This is a genomic window from Marinobacterium halophilum (genome assembly GCF_003014615.1).
Taxonomy (GTDB): Bacteria; Pseudomonadota; Gammaproteobacteria; order Pseudomonadales; family Balneatricaceae; genus Marinobacterium; species Marinobacterium halophilum.
Window position 1 is genome coordinate 1 of record NZ_PYGI01000020.1, and the last position, 15,247, is coordinate 15,247.

Annotated in this window: 14 protein-coding genes; 1 reads left to right on the forward strand and 13 read right to left on the reverse strand. The window is 55.4% G+C overall.

All coding sequences use genetic code 11. The annotated features are described in order from the left end of the window. Positions 1–190: 190 nt before the first annotated feature. The 4 genes from CLV44_RS13575 to CLV44_RS13595 form a co-directional block, all read right to left on the reverse strand. Complete coding sequence (locus CLV44_RS13575) at positions 191–658, reverse strand: OsmC family protein (protein WP_106592666.1); 468 nt, start codon at positions 656–658, stop codon at positions 191–193. A gap of 438 nt (positions 659–1,096) precedes the next feature. Further along, the gene (locus CLV44_RS13585) at positions 1,097–1,825 is read right to left on the reverse strand and encodes a hypothetical protein (protein ID WP_106592667.1); all 729 of its coding nucleotides are present in this window, start codon (positions 1,823–1,825) and stop codon (positions 1,097–1,099) included. A gap of 113 nt (positions 1,826–1,938) precedes the next feature. After that, positions 1,939–2,304, reverse strand: coding sequence for a hypothetical protein (locus CLV44_RS13590; RefSeq protein WP_106592668.1), 366 nt, complete (start codon positions 2,302–2,304; stop codon positions 1,939–1,941). Positions 2,305–2,389: 85 nt separating this feature from the next. Beyond that, a complete protein-coding gene (locus CLV44_RS13595) occupies positions 2,390–3,124 on the reverse strand; it encodes a hypothetical protein (protein ID WP_106592669.1) in 735 nt (244 codons plus the stop codon). A gap of 281 nt (positions 3,125–3,405) precedes the next feature. Between CLV44_RS13595 and CLV44_RS13600 the strand changes: the two genes are divergently transcribed. Continuing rightward, positions 3,406–4,356, forward strand: a complete 951-nt coding sequence (locus tag CLV44_RS13600; protein ID WP_106592748.1) for an IS110 family RNA-guided transposase — start codon at positions 3,406–3,408, stop codon at positions 4,354–4,356. A gap of 33 nt (positions 4,357–4,389) precedes the next feature. On the opposite strand, the gene CLV44_RS17450 is transcribed toward CLV44_RS13600, so the two are convergent. From CLV44_RS17450 to CLV44_RS13645, 9 genes are all read right to left on the reverse strand, one after another. Further along, positions 4,390–5,169 (reverse strand): HNH endonuclease, encoded by a 780-nt coding sequence (locus tag CLV44_RS17450; protein WP_211298148.1) that lies wholly within the window; start codon positions 5,167–5,169, stop codon positions 4,390–4,392. Positions 5,170–5,664: 495 nt separating this feature from the next. Then, a complete protein-coding gene (locus CLV44_RS13610; RefSeq protein ID WP_106592670.1) occupies positions 5,665–6,108 on the reverse strand; it encodes a nuclear transport factor 2 family protein in 444 nt (147 codons plus the stop codon). Beyond that, positions 6,105–6,491 (reverse strand): nuclear transport factor 2 family protein, encoded by a 387-nt coding sequence (locus CLV44_RS13615; protein ID WP_106592671.1) that lies wholly within the window; start codon positions 6,489–6,491, stop codon positions 6,105–6,107. Before CLV44_RS13615 ends, CLV44_RS13610 begins: the two co-directional genes overlap by 4 nt. 37 nt (positions 6,492–6,528) lie before the next feature. Continuing rightward, positions 6,529–7,404, reverse strand: coding sequence for an SDR family NAD(P)-dependent oxidoreductase (locus tag CLV44_RS13620; protein ID WP_106592672.1), 876 nt, complete (start codon positions 7,402–7,404; stop codon positions 6,529–6,531). Positions 7,405–7,506: 102 nt separating this feature from the next. Continuing rightward, positions 7,507–9,114, reverse strand: coding sequence for a FadD3 family acyl-CoA ligase (locus CLV44_RS13625; RefSeq protein WP_106592673.1), 1,608 nt, complete (start codon positions 9,112–9,114; stop codon positions 7,507–7,509). Between the two features lies 1 nt (position 9,115). Continuing rightward, a complete protein-coding gene (locus CLV44_RS13630) occupies positions 9,116–9,874 on the reverse strand; it encodes an SDR family oxidoreductase (protein WP_106592674.1) in 759 nt (252 codons plus the stop codon). Positions 9,875–9,885: 11 nt separating this feature from the next. Then, positions 9,886–11,577: an FAD-binding protein gene (locus CLV44_RS13635; protein ID WP_106592675.1), complete on the reverse strand. Its 1,692-nt coding sequence runs from the start codon at positions 11,575–11,577 to the stop codon at positions 9,886–9,888. Then, positions 11,574–13,304, reverse strand: a complete 1,731-nt coding sequence (locus tag CLV44_RS13640; protein ID WP_106592676.1) for an FAD-dependent oxidoreductase — start codon at positions 13,302–13,304, stop codon at positions 11,574–11,576. Before CLV44_RS13640 ends, CLV44_RS13635 begins: the two co-directional genes overlap by 4 nt. A gap of 242 nt (positions 13,305–13,546) precedes the next feature. Continuing rightward, positions 13,547–15,247, reverse strand: a complete 1,701-nt coding sequence (locus tag CLV44_RS13645) for a class I adenylate-forming enzyme family protein (protein WP_106592677.1) — start codon at positions 15,245–15,247, stop codon at positions 13,547–13,549.

Here is a 15,247-nt window from a genome sequence, read left to right on the forward strand (position 1 = left end):
TATAGTGCTGGTACTTTTTCCTGGCCATCTTACACCTCCGCGTCAGGGGTAAACCTAACTATAGAAGGTGTCTACTGTTCGTGGGTAACTCGGACGGCTAACGCCCTGTTAACAGGCAATAAAATTGTTGGTTAAAATAAGCGACGAAGGAGTAAAAACCAACTGTTTTTTGTCCTTGTTTAACAGCTTGTTAGGCTACGATTTCCGTAACAATTTCAGTTTTTACTGAGTTAGCAATAAAACATTGATCATGTGATTGATGGTGCATTTTTTCAAGTTGCTCCATCGTTGGTTTTTTATCCCCCGAAAACTGAACATGTGGTCTAAGTGTAACTTTAGTCATTGAAATTTTACCATCGCTATCTTTCTCCATAATACCTACAGCATCGTCTATATATGAATCTACAACATATCTTCTTTTTGCTGCAATTGATAAGAAGAACAACATGTGGCAACTAGAAAGAGACGCAACAAATGCTTCTTCCGGGTCTACATTTGCTTCAACGGAATAAGGTAAAGGAACTACGTGAGGTGAAGAAGAGGCTTGAACGGTTACACCACCATCAAAAATCCATTCATGCCCTCGGCTATATTTGTTATCAACATAACTTTCATTGCTATCTCTAACCCAATTTATTTTGGCAAAATACTCTGACATTTGAACTCCGTGTATGAAAGTAGCCTAACGCTGAATGTTAAGCGGCGCCTGCGGAGCGCAGCGTAGTAGGCGTCCGGCGGACGGCCGCCAGGCCGGTAGCGAACTTGAACGATTGGTTATACATGAGGCTACCACCCCCACCAGTGCCAAACTTTGGCGATACCGCGCCAGACACCCCCGAGAATAGACGGAAACAGTTTCGGTAGCAGCAACGCCAACACAGCAAAAATCAAGATACAGGAAATGAGGTAACGACTGCTGAGAAAGCCATCCCAGTAGACCGCCAACTCCAAATTGACCCAGAGCCAAACGAATACTGCGGTTGGGATAGAGAAAAACAGTGATGCAAAAAGGCTAATCAACCTTGTTTCAATCGGCCCACCTTGGCCGCGATTCCTTGCCATGATCTACGAACATTCCTTGTGTATAACAGTCTATTTATATTGCTGACTCAATTTTAGCGGGAAAGATATAACCCTTGGTAGTCAGTATACAATTAACTCCTGGACGAGAAGATAAGTCATACTTCGGGATATTGTTGCTCAATGAATAAGTATCATCGATACCTACTTCGTCCAAGAAACCAACTAGCTCAGTATTATTACTAAATTCATGGACGATCGCATTGGACATATTATAAACAAACTTATAGATATCAAAGCCCAATTCAACAACAACACCATCACATTTTAAGTGAGCAGTTTTACAAAAAGCATCAAGATGCCCAATGACTTCAAAGCAATCGCAAATATCAGTAATCCCATCAAGTTCTTTGTCTAAGAATCTCTTCTTACTCGCATGCTGAGGGTGTCCTTCAGGTCTGGTATTGGTTTCAATAAGGTTTTTAAGACACTTTGCCCAAAAGCTAATTGGAACAATGACATACTCCGCATGATATAGCGAAACTTCTGGTTGCAGAGAAACATAAGCACGAACTTCCTCTACATCATCTACGTGGTGCATGTAGTTTCTCATTACCCTCAGAACACGAAATTCTGGGTACTTTGACAGGTTAACATCAAAGTTATTTCGCAATTTATCCGCGATCGAGTGTAGCTGTGTGAGGTAAGTTGATAGAGTGTTGATATCACGCTCATCTCTATTTCTCATATCCAACAACTCATGCTGACTATGAAAATATTTTTTTAACGTAAGTGAAATGTTCATGGCTTCTCTTTACTCATATAACAATATAACGCCCGCATTTGGGGCCGTAGTGAAGCGCAGCGGAACGAAGGTCCCAGCCCCGTAGGGGCGAACAACATGCGCTTGTTAGTTGCTTACTTCACATAGCAAAGATTTCCGTCAACGAAGCCTACGGCGAACGCCTTTGCTTTCCTGAGCTTAGATACATTGGAAGCATCAGATTTCAGATAACCCTGTGCCATGGCAATAAGATTGCTTTGCGTTTCCTCCCAAGAATCACCCAATAGCGAAGTAGAAACAGAGATTGTACGATTCTGGGGTACCCAATCTTCATTACAGGCCCAATCTTCATCTTCCCGATCGAATTCATTTGACCCTACTATCTCAATCTTGAAAGGTGATTCATAGATGTTGAGGTTAAAGGCGATAATATTATCTGGAATCTCTCCATTTAATTGTCCATCAAGCCAACCAATAAAATCTTCCTCACCTTGAATCATGCTCAAGTCTCTCTTTGGCAACTAACGCTTGCAGTTGCGGCAGGTACGGAGCGCAGCGTAGTGCCTGTCCGACAACCTGCACTTGTTACAGGGCGCTGCCCGAAAGTTCATATTTTTTTGTTCCAAGCTCAGCATCTGGCAAGTGAAGAAAGCAGCCAATGTAAGCCAAGTGTCTCTTTGCGTCGCGTCCAATCATGCCTATCGTGTAAAGCCTCGCGATAGCTCGTGCCAAACGTTCAAGCCGAGCAACAACCTCATTGTTGATTTCCAAGCGAATTCGGTTGCTGGCGGGATTTTCTTCAATCTCAGCCAGTAACTCCTTGCGAGCTAAAAGGATCTCAGTTTCTAGGCGTTGCCATGCAGTATCAGGGTCGTCAGTCTGTACTTGACGGCCTACGATTACGTCCAAGTTGTAATACCGTGCCGCTTGCCCGAAGTCACTAAGCACACCGATAAAAGAGAGAAGCCTCTCTGAATTTAAGTATTCAATATCGTCCTGTGCTACTGGGATATTATCAACGTAATCATCTAGAAAGCATTCCGTGCGAACTTTTTCGAGCAGATGCCTGAGATCATGCCCATTTCGCCCCGATGGAAAGGCCTTGTCAGTCGGGAAGCAGCCATGTTTCTCTAGCCAGCGAAAGCATAATGTGACCTTCATAAACCGCTCGAAACCGCTAGCCAACGTCAGTAATGGTAGGTGGTAGAAATCGTTGCCAGCACCGATGGATTGAAGTTGGCCAAAGCCTGCTTTAATCAACCTAACTGCATTTAGCAACTCCTGGCTTAGAGCTAGCGTTCTTTTAATTTCAGAGGTCATTATTTAGCCCTGTAACGCCGCGCTCTGCGGAAATTTAGGAGCGCCAGCGAGCAAATTTTCCGTAGCAGCGCCTTGTATGGATAATTATCTGTGTTTTCCGGGTAAATTGGGACCCACCCTCAACGGCCATTGAGGGCCTTCATGCAGCAGCTCGATTGAGCGCCGGCTCCTCTTGCGAGAGACCGATAACAAGTGCGTAGCGCTGCATGACTCTTTAGCGATAACTCGAACAGTCATCGGGGCCCCGAGCCCGCATAGCAAGGCAGAGTTAGCTTATGACCATACACACAGAAAGCCAAATCAGCATCAACGTCGGCGTAGACGTCGGCAAATCCACACTCGATATCGTCCTGCACCCGCTGGACCTCTATTTCCAAATTCCGAACGACGAAGACAGTATTCTCAAGGTCGTTCATGTGCTGAAAAAGCGCAACATCGAACGCATCGTGGTTGAGGCCACAGGGCGCTATGAGCACGCCTTCGTGTTCGCTTGTGATCAGGCCAATCTTCCTATTGTCGTGGTCAATCCCATCAGTGTCAGACGCTATGCCCAGGCCATCGGTGTGCTGGCCAAAACGGACAAGATCGATGCCAATGTCATCGCCCGTTTTGCCGCCACCATACAGCCCGACATTAAACCTATTCCTGACAAACAGTCTCGTCTTATCAAGGACTTGCTGATTCGCCGTAGCCAGCTTCTTGAGATGCAGACGATGGAGAAAAACCGCCTCCAGATCTTGCCCAAAGCTCTGCACCGTTCCATCAAAACATTGCTACGCTCGCTGGAAACTCAAATAAAGACTATCACCAAACAGATCGATGAAGCCGTTATGCAGGTCAAGCATTGGCGCACTCAAACCGAGATCCTGACCAGTGTGCCGGGCGTCGGTAAAGTCCTCGCCTACACTTTGCTCAGCGAGCTGCCTGAACTCGGCAAGCTCAACCGCAAGGAGATCGCTGCACTCGTCGGTGTCGCGCCCATGAACCGTGAAAGTGGCTCCTGGAATGGTAAGCGGCGCATCCGTGGAGGCCGGCACCGTATCCGCACGGTCATGTTCATGGCGATGCTGTCATCCATCCAATGTAACCCTGTGTTCAAACGCTTCTACGAGCATCTGAAAGCTCAGGGCAAACTGCCCAAAGTGGCCATCATTGCCTGTATGCGCAAGCTGATCGTGGTGCTCAACACCATGCTCAAGAACGAGACACGCTGGGGCGAAAATATGGCTTAAAAATTTAACTGGACACCACAGTCACTTGTTATATCACGGCTTACGATATGAGCTTAAATTGACCTCTTTATAGTTTTTCCTTAAAAAGTCTGTTAGCTCTAAATATGCTGCTACAAAATCCGAATTTAATTTGCCTATGCTATCGATTAATAAAGTAACCACATCATATGGAAGATGTATTTTTTCCATATGGATATTCATTCGCTCAGTAGCCTGGCTGAAATTGGCTTGGTGACGACCTTCTACTTCTGAATATCCAGATATTACATTCCAAAGGTTGAAGTAGGCTTGAATAAAGTTATTAAATTTTTGATTAAGCTCCGGATCATTCAAGGGGTATAGATGAGGATTATCTATAGTTAAAGCCTCAAACATATCCCCAACCAAACTAAAATCAAGGTTTATTGATGATGGAAGGTTGTGAGTAAGAGATTGCAGTCGTGTAAACGGAACAAACTCCATGAACAGATTGATAAAATTTATATCACGCAACCGCTCCTTTGGGTGTTCAAATTGTGATGCTACCAAGTATTCATGTGATTGTTTAATTTCTAGAAGCCTATTTACAGGATATGCCTCTGTATTTTGATCAACTTCGATATGATGATTGGCACATAATAAAATTAAATTTTCGTAAGAGTCTCGGTCGCCCCCTAATACGTCTCTACCTCTGGGCCCATCGACGCTTCTCCCTATCACATGCGCCATTTGCCCAATGTGCACTTCGTTTTCAAAAAGCCCTTTTTTGCAGATGTTACATCTACCAGCGGATAAGCCGTATAATTTTTTTACCTCAGGGTTAGATATACTCAATGTGACTCCTTAGATATAACAGTCTATTAATGAGGTCTGCTACCTCATAATAATTATTATCGGGTATGCCTTATAATTCTGTTAGCGTCGTCATAAAACCAATATAAACAGCAAGTTACAGATAACCCACCTGAGCAAAAAGGTATTTTTCTCGATACTAATCCAACTAACGGGTATTTGCTCTTTGGGTATACTGATGACCGCTTTTTGTACAGGCCAAGCAACCTCAGCGCATTGAAAATGCGCAGGCGTTGAGCAAACCCCATCAGGCATGTCGAAGGGTAATAGCTTGAAAGTATTGTATTTTTAGACAACGTCGCCATTCCCCTTCCCTTGAAAATGCGTAAACGTACATGTGTGCTTGGCCATGTGTGTGGTATTACACAGCCTGAATCCATTAAGGGTTAATCCTGACCGATTCCCGTCTATTTTTCCAGACACCGATGGTCGTATTTAGGTATGAAAAAGCCGGTAGGGTCACCGGCTTTCTGGCTTTCAATCAGTTGCGGGCTGTGCCACTTCCATCAATCGCTCAAACCGTGTTGCCACAATCATCCACTCACCTTCAATGCAGCGGTAACGGTCGTGATATTGGCCGCTCAGTTGCATTGTTGCGCCGGTGTCGGCGTCCAGGTTGAAGTAGAACAGTGCCCAGCGGGCGGTGGCGTTGTGGTCGTCGGTCAGTTCGATTTCGGGGTTGCTGCTGTGGTGCAGGTCTTTTACCCGCTCGTGGCAGGCCAGTTGCTGATACAGCGCGATGAAACTGTCGCGGTCGCTGAAGGTGCCGATGGGGCCGTAGTCGATGTGGATCTCGCCGCTGGCGAAGCAGTCGCGGATGCGCGCTACGTCTTTGCTGTCGCAGGCGTTGAGGTAGCGGTGCTTAAGCTGGCGAATGGCTTCCAGCGCTTCAAGGCGGGCGAGGCGTTGTTCTACCGTCATGCACTGGCCCCCGGAATGTAGTTGAGTTCACCCCAGTAGGCTTTCATCGAGCGGATGCGGCCGTCGGCGTCAAACTCCATCACGTCGATCACTTCGATGTGGCAGGGCTGCTCGCCCAGTACGTCAACCCGAAACGGCATGGCTCCGCAGCCGTTGTCGGTGGCGCGTATCGGCCCTTCCAGGGTAGCGCGCACGTCCATTGCGCCCATGCCGTCGCGGTAGAAGCGTGCGATGGCGTCGATGCCTTCATGCGGCGGCTGGCCGACAGGGTCTTCTACAACGGCATTGTCGGCGTAAAGGGCGAGTATGCCTTCCACATCACCGGCATCCACCAGCGCGATGTAGCGGGTCATAAGGTCGCGAACCTGTTGTGCGTTAATCATGGTGTGTCCTTTTTATTGTTATGCGCGTGTTGGGCGGTTATTTGACGCGGGCGGGATGCCATTGCTGCGGTGCGCCCAGCATCTTCCGGTAGCTGGGTGGCTGACGGTCGCCGTCGGTTACGCCGTAGTCCTGCGCCAACTCGGCGCTGATCAGGGTTTTGCCGGAATGTGCGGCGCGTTGCGGGTCGTCCAGCAGCGCCAGAATAACGTGGCCATTGAACTCGGGAGTCTCGCCGCTTTGCATGATGTCGCCATAGGCATCGGCCCGCGCCACGGCAGCAATGGCCGAACGCTCGGTACGCTGGGGGCCAAGCCACAGGGAGACGCAGTCGACGCCGGTGCCTTCAAAATCGATGGCCATGTCAGCCGCCATCTTGTCACCACCGGCCTTCTGCGCGCCGTAAGCAGGGCCGTGCATGTAGCAGACGCCACCATAGGAGGAGGTAAACACCACCAGTCCGGTGCCGGTTTGCAGCAACAGCGGGGCCGCGTAGTAGCTGGCCACGTAGGAGGAGCGCAGGCCTACGTCGAGCATGGCGGTCATGTCCAGTGGTTTGTCCCAGAAGGGGCCGGGGTCGATCAGGTTTTCATGCAGGGCGATGGCGTTGTTGACCAGCAGGTCCAGCCGCCCCTGCTCTTCACGCACCTGCTCAAACAGAGCGCGTACCTGGGCGTCATCACTGTGGTCACAGGGTACGGCGATGCCCTGCCCGCCTGCGGCGGTAATGGCGGCGGCCGTCTCGGCCAGGGTGCCGGGCAGCGGCTGGCCGCACAGTTGCATGTCGCTGCGCGTTGCTGAACGGCCGGTGATGTACACCGTCATCCCGGCTGCGCCCAGGGCGATGGCGATGCCCTTGCCGACGCCACGGCTGGCTCCGGTTACAACGGCTACGCGAGGGGGGGTATAGCTCATATCTGCGTCCTTATTGTTATTAATGATGTTCGTGTGCCCATACGTAAAAGGGCCGGAGAGTTCATTCACCGGCCCTTGTTTTGCTTAGCTCACACCTGCGCTTCAGGTGTTGGCGTAATCACGCTTGAGCACCAGCTTGTCGACCTTGTTGGAGGCGTTCACCGGCAGCGCGGAAACAAAGCGCACCTGACGCGGCACCTTGTAGTTGGCCATGTTCTGACGCGACCATTGCACCAGGTCTTTCTCATCCAGACGGCTGCCGTGGCGGCGAACGATGAAGGCGCAGCCCACTTCGCCCATGCGCTCATCGGGCACACCGATCACGGCGGCCTGCGCCACTTCGGGGTGCTCAACCAGTGCCGCTTCGATCTCCGCCGGGTAGCAGTTGAAGCCCCCCACGATGAACATGTCTTTCAAGCGGCCGGTGATACGCAGGTAGCCGCGCTCATCCAGGGTGCCGATGTCACCGGTGTGCATCCACTTGTCGGCATCGATGGTCTCGGCAGTCGCTTCCGGGTTCTGGAAGTAGCCCTGCATCACATGGAAACCCCGAATGCAGATCTCGCCACTTTCATTGGCACCCAGACGGTTACCGTCATTATCAAAGATCGCCACTTCAGTGCCGGGAATCGCCTTGCCGCTGGTACCGGCGATGGTCTCGGCGGAATCGGTCGGATCACAGATGGTGGCCAGGCCACCACACTCGGTGAGGCCGTAGGCGGTGGTGACCACCTCAAAACCCAGCTCGTTGCGCATGCGCTCGATCAGCACCGGCGGAATGGTGGACGCACCGGTGGAAGCCACGCGCAGGCTGCTCAGGTCTTTGTTGGCCAGCTCAGGATGCGCCAGCAGTGTCAGGTAAAGGGTCGGCGGGCCGGGCAGCACGCTGACTTTATCCTTCTCGATCCGCTCCAGCACTTCATCGGCATCAAATACCGGATGCGGCAGGATGGTTACGCCGCACAGCAGGCAGCAGAGCCAACCGGCCTTGTAGCCGAAGGTATGGAAGAACGGGTTGACGACCAGGAAGCGGTCGCCCGGTACCAGTCCGAGAATGCGCACAAACTCCGAGAACGCACGCAGGGCCGCACCGTGGGCACTCATCACGCCTTTGGGTTTGCCGGTGGTGCCGGAGGTGAACATCAAGTCAGACAGGCTATCGCCGGTCAGCTGCCCTGCGCGCACACGGGCGGCGGATTCGCTGACCGCTTCGCCCTGCGCAATGAAGGCGTCCCAGTCCAGGCTGTTGGCCAGCGGCGCGCCCGTGCGCGGGCTGGTGATGATGGTCATGTCCAGATAGTCGGCGCAGCACTCGGTCAGCTGCGCCGGGTAATCGGTGTCGAGGAAGTCGCCCACGGAAAACAGAATACGGCTGCCGCTGCGCTGGATGATGTCGGTGGCCTCGGCCGCCTTCATCCGCGTGTTGATCGGCACCAGCACGGCACCGGCCATCTGCAGCCCCAGTGCCGCCAGAATCCAGCGCGCACCGTTGGGAGCCCATACGGCGACGCGGTCACCGGGCTGTACGCCCAGCTGCATCAGCCCACGCGCCACGTCCAGCGCACGGCTGGCCAGGTCGGCGTAGTCGATCACTTCGCCGCCGTCTTCAATGGCGGCGGTACCGGCAAAGCGACGCGACGCCTCGAATACCAGTTCGGGGATGGTCTGCGCCTGCAGAGGAAGGTCTAGTTGTGTTTGCATGCTGGTCATATCAGATACTCATGATGAATTGGCCACTGTCGATGCGCAGCTCGATACCGTTGATCGCCCGCGCCTCGTCAGAGGCCAGAAACGCGACCGCAGCGGCCACGTCTTCGGGCTGGCACATGCGGTTCATCGGGTCGCTGTCGATGGTGATCATGTTTGAATCGATGCCCTCCGGCAGCGCGGCCAGCGTCATCGGGGTCAGTACACCGTCGGGGTGAACGGAGTTGCAGCGCACGCGGTATTTGCGCTGACGGCAGTGCGCGGCGACGACGCGGGTCAGTGCCGCTACCGAGCCTTTGGAGGCGCTGTAGGCCAGGTAATCGGCACGGCCCGCCAGTGCGGCGATGGAGGAAACGTTGATGATCGCCCCGCCCTGTTCCTTCAGCAGTTCCATGCCTTTCTGGCAGCCGAGGAAGACGCTGTCGGAGTTGATGCGGTGCAGCAGCTGCCAGTCTTCCAGCGAGGTGGTTTCGATGGTGCCGGGTTTGAGGATGGCGGCATTGTTGACCAGCACATCCAGCTTCCCTTCTTCGGCCTTGATGCTGGCCAGTACGCTGTCCCAATCGGCGGCGTCGGCCACGTCCATGGTCATGAAGCGCGCCTGCGCGCCCAGCTCGGCGGCCGCAGTCTTGCCACGGGCTTCCTGCAGGTCGGTCATGATCACCCGCGCACCGGCGGCAATCAGGGTTTTGGCGACCGACAGGCCGACACCGCTGGCAGCACCGGTGACCAGCGCGACTTTGTTATCCATTGAGTTGCTCATTGTTCAGTTCCTTATGCAGAGACTCGCGTGTCAGACGCAGCCTGAGAAGCAGGTGCCACGTTCACGGCCGCAGCCGCGCCGGAGCGACGCCCGGAGAATACGCAATCGGCCAACGACAGCCCGCTGATATACAGATTGGAAGGCACGCCCAGCGCGGTGCGTCCTGCCGCATACAAACCGGCAATCGGCTGGCCCTGTGCCGACAGTACCTGACCGCTGTCTTCGGCGATTTTGAGGCCACCCAGCGTCAACGCACCCAGCGGCAATACCGGTGATTTCACCGAGATATTGAGCGCATAGAACGGCCCTTCACGCAGCGGCTGACAGGACTCGGCCGATTTGCCCACAGGATCAGGTTCACCCGCGGCAATCGCCTGGTTGTAGGCGCTCAATGCCGCCTCCAGTGCCGCCGGGGTCATACCGGTCTTGCGCGCCAGATCCGCCGGGGTTTTGCCCTTTTTCGCGCCCAGCAGCATCATCACCAGCGCCGGGACCGACTGGAACCACCAGTAACCGCCAAACATCGCCTGGCGGATCGACTGGCTGCGCAACGGTTTATCCAAAATCAACCAGGCCTTGCCGTTCTGCTCTTCGCAGATCGCATGGCCCAGCGTCGCGCCGTACACCTCTTCGTTGCAGAACCGCTCTCCCTGCGCATTGACCGCAATGCCTTTGGGCCACTTCTGCGGCGGGTTGATAAAGCGCCAGGCGGAAACGGTATCCAACCGGTCTGCCGCCGCACCCACCGACAGCCCCAGCCGCAGGCCGCTGCCATCACAACCGGTAGCCCCTATCTTGAAGTTGGCGCGGTACTTGGCGGCGTACTGTTTCATCAACTCCTTGTTGAAGATGAAACCACCGGTGCTGAGAATCACGCCACGGCGTGCTCTGACCAGCACCGGACGTGCGTGCTCCTGCTCCAGTGCAGCCAGTTTCAGCCGCAGTTTGTTGCAGTAGCCGGGGGCCAGGTTCTGCAGCTTTTCGGCCCGCTGTGCCCAGCGGCTATGGAGTTCGGCGGCCTTGCTGCCCACAGGCAACGACCACACTTCAGCGCCGATGACACGCTGGTCGGCATCCACCACCAGCCGACGTACCGCCGACTGAGTCAGGCTGTTGATGCCGCGCTCACGGCACGCCGCCTGCAAGTGTGAGTACAACACCACACCGCCATGGCCCTTGCCGACCGTGCGATGACCGCGCGGCGGCGGTGGCAGATCACCACGGTACGCCGGCACCAGCTCATTACCGGAGTAATAGAGGTAGTAGCCGTCCTGCGGATAGGAGGTTTTGCCCCCCGGTGGCATGGTGTGGGTATAGGGCGTGCCCATACTCTCCAGCCATTGCAGGTTGGCGACGCTGTTGTCACAGAAGCGTTTCAGGGTGTCATCACTGATAACGCCCTGGGTCTCATGCTTGAGGTAGTCGAACATGGCCTCAGGCGTGTCGTTGAACCCCGCCTGCTGCTGATGGCGGGTACCGCCACCGGCATAGACCACGCCGCCGCTCTTGGCGCTGGCACCGCCACCGTTAAAGCGATCGACCACGATCACCTCAGCGCCCTGATCATGGGCCTCCAATGCGGCGCTGGCACCGGCCGCGCCCCAGCCGACGACCAGCACATCACAGTGCCGGCCCCACGTCTGTTGATCCGGGTCTTGCAGTTCCAGCGGCGCGCCGATATCGGTTACCGAGGTTCTGCTCATGCCTTCACCTTTTGCGCTTCACGCTGGCGCACCAGGTCATTGACGGCAATGTAACCGAAGGTCATCGCCGGTCCCAGCGTAGAGCCTGCGCCCGGATAAGAGGTGCCCATCACCGATGCCGAACAGTTGCCGATGGCATACAGCCCCTTGATCTCGCTGCCATCTTCACGCACGACGCAGCCGTTTTCATTGGTCAGCAGGCCACCCTTGGTACCGATATCACCGGCATCCATACGCATGGCGTAGAACGGGCCTTTTTTGACCGGGGCCAGACAGGGGTTGGGCTTGACGTTGCTGTCGCCGTAGTAACGGTCGAAGACGTTGCCGCCGCGCTGGAAGTCTTCATCGTTGCCGCTGGCAGCATAGCCATTCATCTTTTTGACCGTGTCCGTCAGACCGGCCGCATCAATGCCGATTTCACCGGCCAAGGCTTCCAGTGTATCGGCCTTCCAGTACACGGTTTTATGCCAGGCCTTGGGCAGACGGCTGTCCGGCATGATCTGCGACGGCATCAACGGCCCCATGGCGTAGTTGAAGCGGAAGTGGCCATCAAAGATCACCCAGGCCGGGATCGTCTTGCCACCGGTCACCTCGTTGTCCTTGTACATGGCGTCAACAAATTCCAGATAAGGAGCCGCCTCGTTGACGAAACGCTTGCCCTCGCCGTTGACCACAATCGCGCCGGGGAAGGCACGCTCGGCAAATACGCCACGCGCTTTCTCTTCTTTCGGCACGCTGATGGTCGGTGCCCACCAACCCCAGTCGAGCAGATCGGTCGCTGCGCCCAGCGCCTGTCCCGCTTCCAGTGCCGCACCGGTGTTCTGTCCCGGCGGTGTGGCGCTCCATTCCACCTTGGTGGGCTGCGGCAGGTACTTGTCACGCAGGGCCTGGTTCTGTTCAAACCCGCCCGAGCCAAGGATGACGCCCTGACGCACCTTGATCAGCTGTTCCTGACCATCACGCTTGACGATCAATCCGCTGATGCGACCATCGGTCTCGACCAGTTCACGGAAATCGGTGTTCAGCCACAGTGGTACATTGCGGTCCATCAACGAGGCCCGCAGGGATGCGACCAGTGCATTACCCAGTGCCGCGCGGCGGTCACGCTTGGTCTTGCGGCGCTGTTTGAAGTCCATCTTGTAGCGCAGCATCAGCCACACCAGCAGTACACGCCAGCCGCGCTCGCGGGCCATCGCCTTGTGCGCGTGGCGAGCGGTCCATGCGATCTTGCCCATCAGCAGCGTGGTCGGCGAGGCAGGCATCAGGTTATCGGCCTCTGCGCCCAGCTTGCTGGTATCGAACAGTTCCGGGTCGAGGGTACGGCCACCGGGCAACGCGCCAGGCAAGTGGGGGTAATAGTCGGGGTAACGCTCGGCCACGGTGTAATGCAGCTGGGTATTCTCTTCCAGGTACTGCATCATTTTCGGCGCGTTATCCAGATAGGCGCGCAGACGTGCCTCATCGATCTTGCCTTCAGTGGAAGCCTTAACGTAGGTCAGTGCCTGCTCGTAGCTGTCGTTGCCTTTCTTGGCTTTGAAGTAGTGGTTATTCGGCACCCAAATGCCGCCGCCCGACAATGCCGAGGTGCCACCGTATTTAGCGCCCTTTTCGACGATCAGAACACTCATGCCCTGGTCAGCGGCAAAGATCGCGGCCGACATGGCCCCAGCGCCGGAACCGACCACCACTACGTCATAGGTGTCGGTGACTGTTGCCTGTGAAGTCATCTGCTATCTCCATTTTATTATTCTCAACCCGGGGCAGCCGCCTGGCTGCGACGATAAGGCCAATGCCATTGGCACTCAGGTATCATCATGCGCAACGGCAACAGGCACGGGCATCGTCAAACCGGACTAAGCAGGGAGGAAAGCGGAGAACTGTTCGTGTGCAACAGCGATCATGGGGAGGTTGTAACGCACAATGCCCGCACGTGCGGGCATTGTGATCGATATGATTGTGGAGCCCTGAATCAGAGGAACAGCTGTTTCTTGATCTGTGCCTTGAGCAGTTTACCGGCCGGGTTACGCGGCAGTTTTTCCTGCTGTACCGAGATCATCGACGGTACCTTGTAGCCCGCCAAATGCTCGGAAACGAAGGTCTGCAGTTCTGCTTCTTCCAGTTCTTCGCCGGGCTGGATCGCTACCACGGCCACCACGGCTTCACCGGTTTCTTCATCGGGCACACCCAGCACTGCTGCTTCGCGCACCAATGGATGGCGCAGCAGGCAGGATTCAACCTCGGCCGCAGCGATGTTTTCGCCCGCACGGTTGATCACGTCCTTGAGTCGGTCGACGATGTAGATGAAGCCTGCAGCATCCACATGGCCCAGGTCGCCCGTGTGCAGCCAGCCGTCACGTACCGCAGCCGCGGTAGCGTCATCATCATTCAGATATCCATCCATCATGGCTACCGAGCGCAGGCAGATTTCGCCGTTCTCACCCGCTGCAACCGGCTCGCCTTCCATGTTCAGTACGCTGATCTGCATCAGCGGAGACTGCAGGCCGGAAGCGGTCGGGTGCATGCGGAACAGGTCACCGGAAATGCCCGCGCCCACACCGTTGGACTCGGTCATGCCGTAACCGATGCCCACCAACTGCTCCGGCATCGCATCCAGCACTTCATCGATCAGTCCCTGAGGCAAACCCGCGCCGCCGAAGCCCAGTCCGGCCATGCGGCCTTTAACCGCATCGCTGTGGAATTCGGGTTCACGCAACAGCTGCATCACCATCGACGGTGCGCCGTTGAACTGGGTGACCTGCTCGGCCGCCATCAACTCCACGGCAGCCTTGGGGTCCCATTTGTGCATGAACACCAGGCGGCGACCGGTACGCAACGCCGTCAGCAGCTGCGCATGCAAGCCACTGACATGGAACAGTGGAACCGCCGTCAGGATCACCGGCGTCAGCGCCATGGCCTGAATGCGCGCCAGTGCTTCCGGCGAGCTCATGGCCGATACGGCACTGATGTAGTCGATGTTGTACAGCGCCTGACAGACCGCCCGCTGCGATGACACCACCGCCTTGGCCCGACTGGTCGCGCCGGAGGTAAACAGGATCAGCGCCGGGTCTTCCGGTGCCGGATTGATCTCGGGCAGCGGCCCCACAGGGCGTGACTGCACCTTGTCGTAGCCATTGATCCGGGTGTTTTCAGCTTCAGCCTCATCACCCGGCCCCACCATCAATACATGGGTGCTGTCGGCGATATGCTCCAGCCCGATCCGCTTCAGACGGTCATGGTCACAAGCCAGTACTTTGGCATCCAGTGCATCCAGTGCGGCGTGCAGCTCTTCACCCAGACCAAAGCTGTTCAGCGGTGCCGGTACTGCCCCCAAACGCGCAGCCGCCACAAACACGGCTACCCATTCCGGGCGGTTACGCATGGCAATTGCGATGCGGTCACCAGGCTTGATGCCCAGTCCATACATCCAGGATGCCAGCGCATCCACATGGGCGTAAAACCGGCCGAAACTCCAGCGGTCGCCCTGATATACCAGGAAACATGCATCATCTTCACGACGGGACCGGTTGATCACGTCGATGAGATGCGCAGGAGCCTGTTTATAGACCGTCTGCCGTCCACTCGGGGTATCGATTTCATCGAGTTCAAAGGGTGCCCCGGGTGCGGTCAGCTGCGCCTGTATCGCCGCAGTCTGTTCCATGATGGCATTCAT

Excerpts from the sequence above, each read along its gene's own strand:
- CLV44_RS13575 (WP_106592666.1), bottom strand. The coding sequence starts at position 658 with ATGTCAGAGTATTTTGCCAAAATAAATTGGGTTAGAGATAGCAATGAA.
- CLV44_RS13585 (WP_106592667.1), bottom strand. The coding sequence starts at position 1,825 with ATGAACATTTCACTTACGTTAAAAAAATATTTTCATAGTCAGCATGAG.
- CLV44_RS13590 (WP_106592668.1), bottom strand. The coding sequence starts at position 2,304 with ATGATTCAAGGTGAGGAAGATTTTATTGGTTGGCTTGATGGACAATTA.
- CLV44_RS13595 (WP_106592669.1), bottom strand. The coding sequence starts at position 3,124 with ATGACCTCTGAAATTAAAAGAACGCTAGCTCTAAGCCAGGAGTTGCTA.
- CLV44_RS13610 (WP_106592670.1), bottom strand. The coding sequence starts at position 6,108 with ATGACGGTAGAACAACGCCTCGCCCGCCTTGAAGCGCTGGAAGCCATT.
- CLV44_RS13615 (WP_106592671.1), bottom strand. The coding sequence starts at position 6,491 with ATGATTAACGCACAACAGGTTCGCGACCTTATGACCCGCTACATCGCG.
- CLV44_RS13620 (WP_106592672.1), bottom strand. The coding sequence starts at position 7,404 with ATGAGCTATACCCCCCCTCGCGTAGCCGTTGTAACCGGAGCCAGCCGT.
- CLV44_RS13625 (WP_106592673.1), bottom strand. The coding sequence starts at position 9,114 with ATGACCAGCATGCAAACACAACTAGACCTTCCTCTGCAGGCGCAGACC.
- CLV44_RS13630 (WP_106592674.1), bottom strand. The coding sequence starts at position 9,874 with ATGAGCAACTCAATGGATAACAAAGTCGCGCTGGTCACCGGTGCTGCC.
- CLV44_RS13635 (WP_106592675.1), bottom strand. The coding sequence starts at position 11,577 with ATGAGCAGAACCTCGGTAACCGATATCGGCGCGCCGCTGGAACTGCAA.
- CLV44_RS13640 (WP_106592676.1), bottom strand. The coding sequence starts at position 13,304 with ATGACTTCACAGGCAACAGTCACCGACACCTATGACGTAGTGGTGGTC.
- CLV44_RS13645 (WP_106592677.1), bottom strand. The coding sequence starts at position 15,247 with ATGAATGCCATCATGGAACAGACTGCGGCGATACAGGCGCAGCTGACC.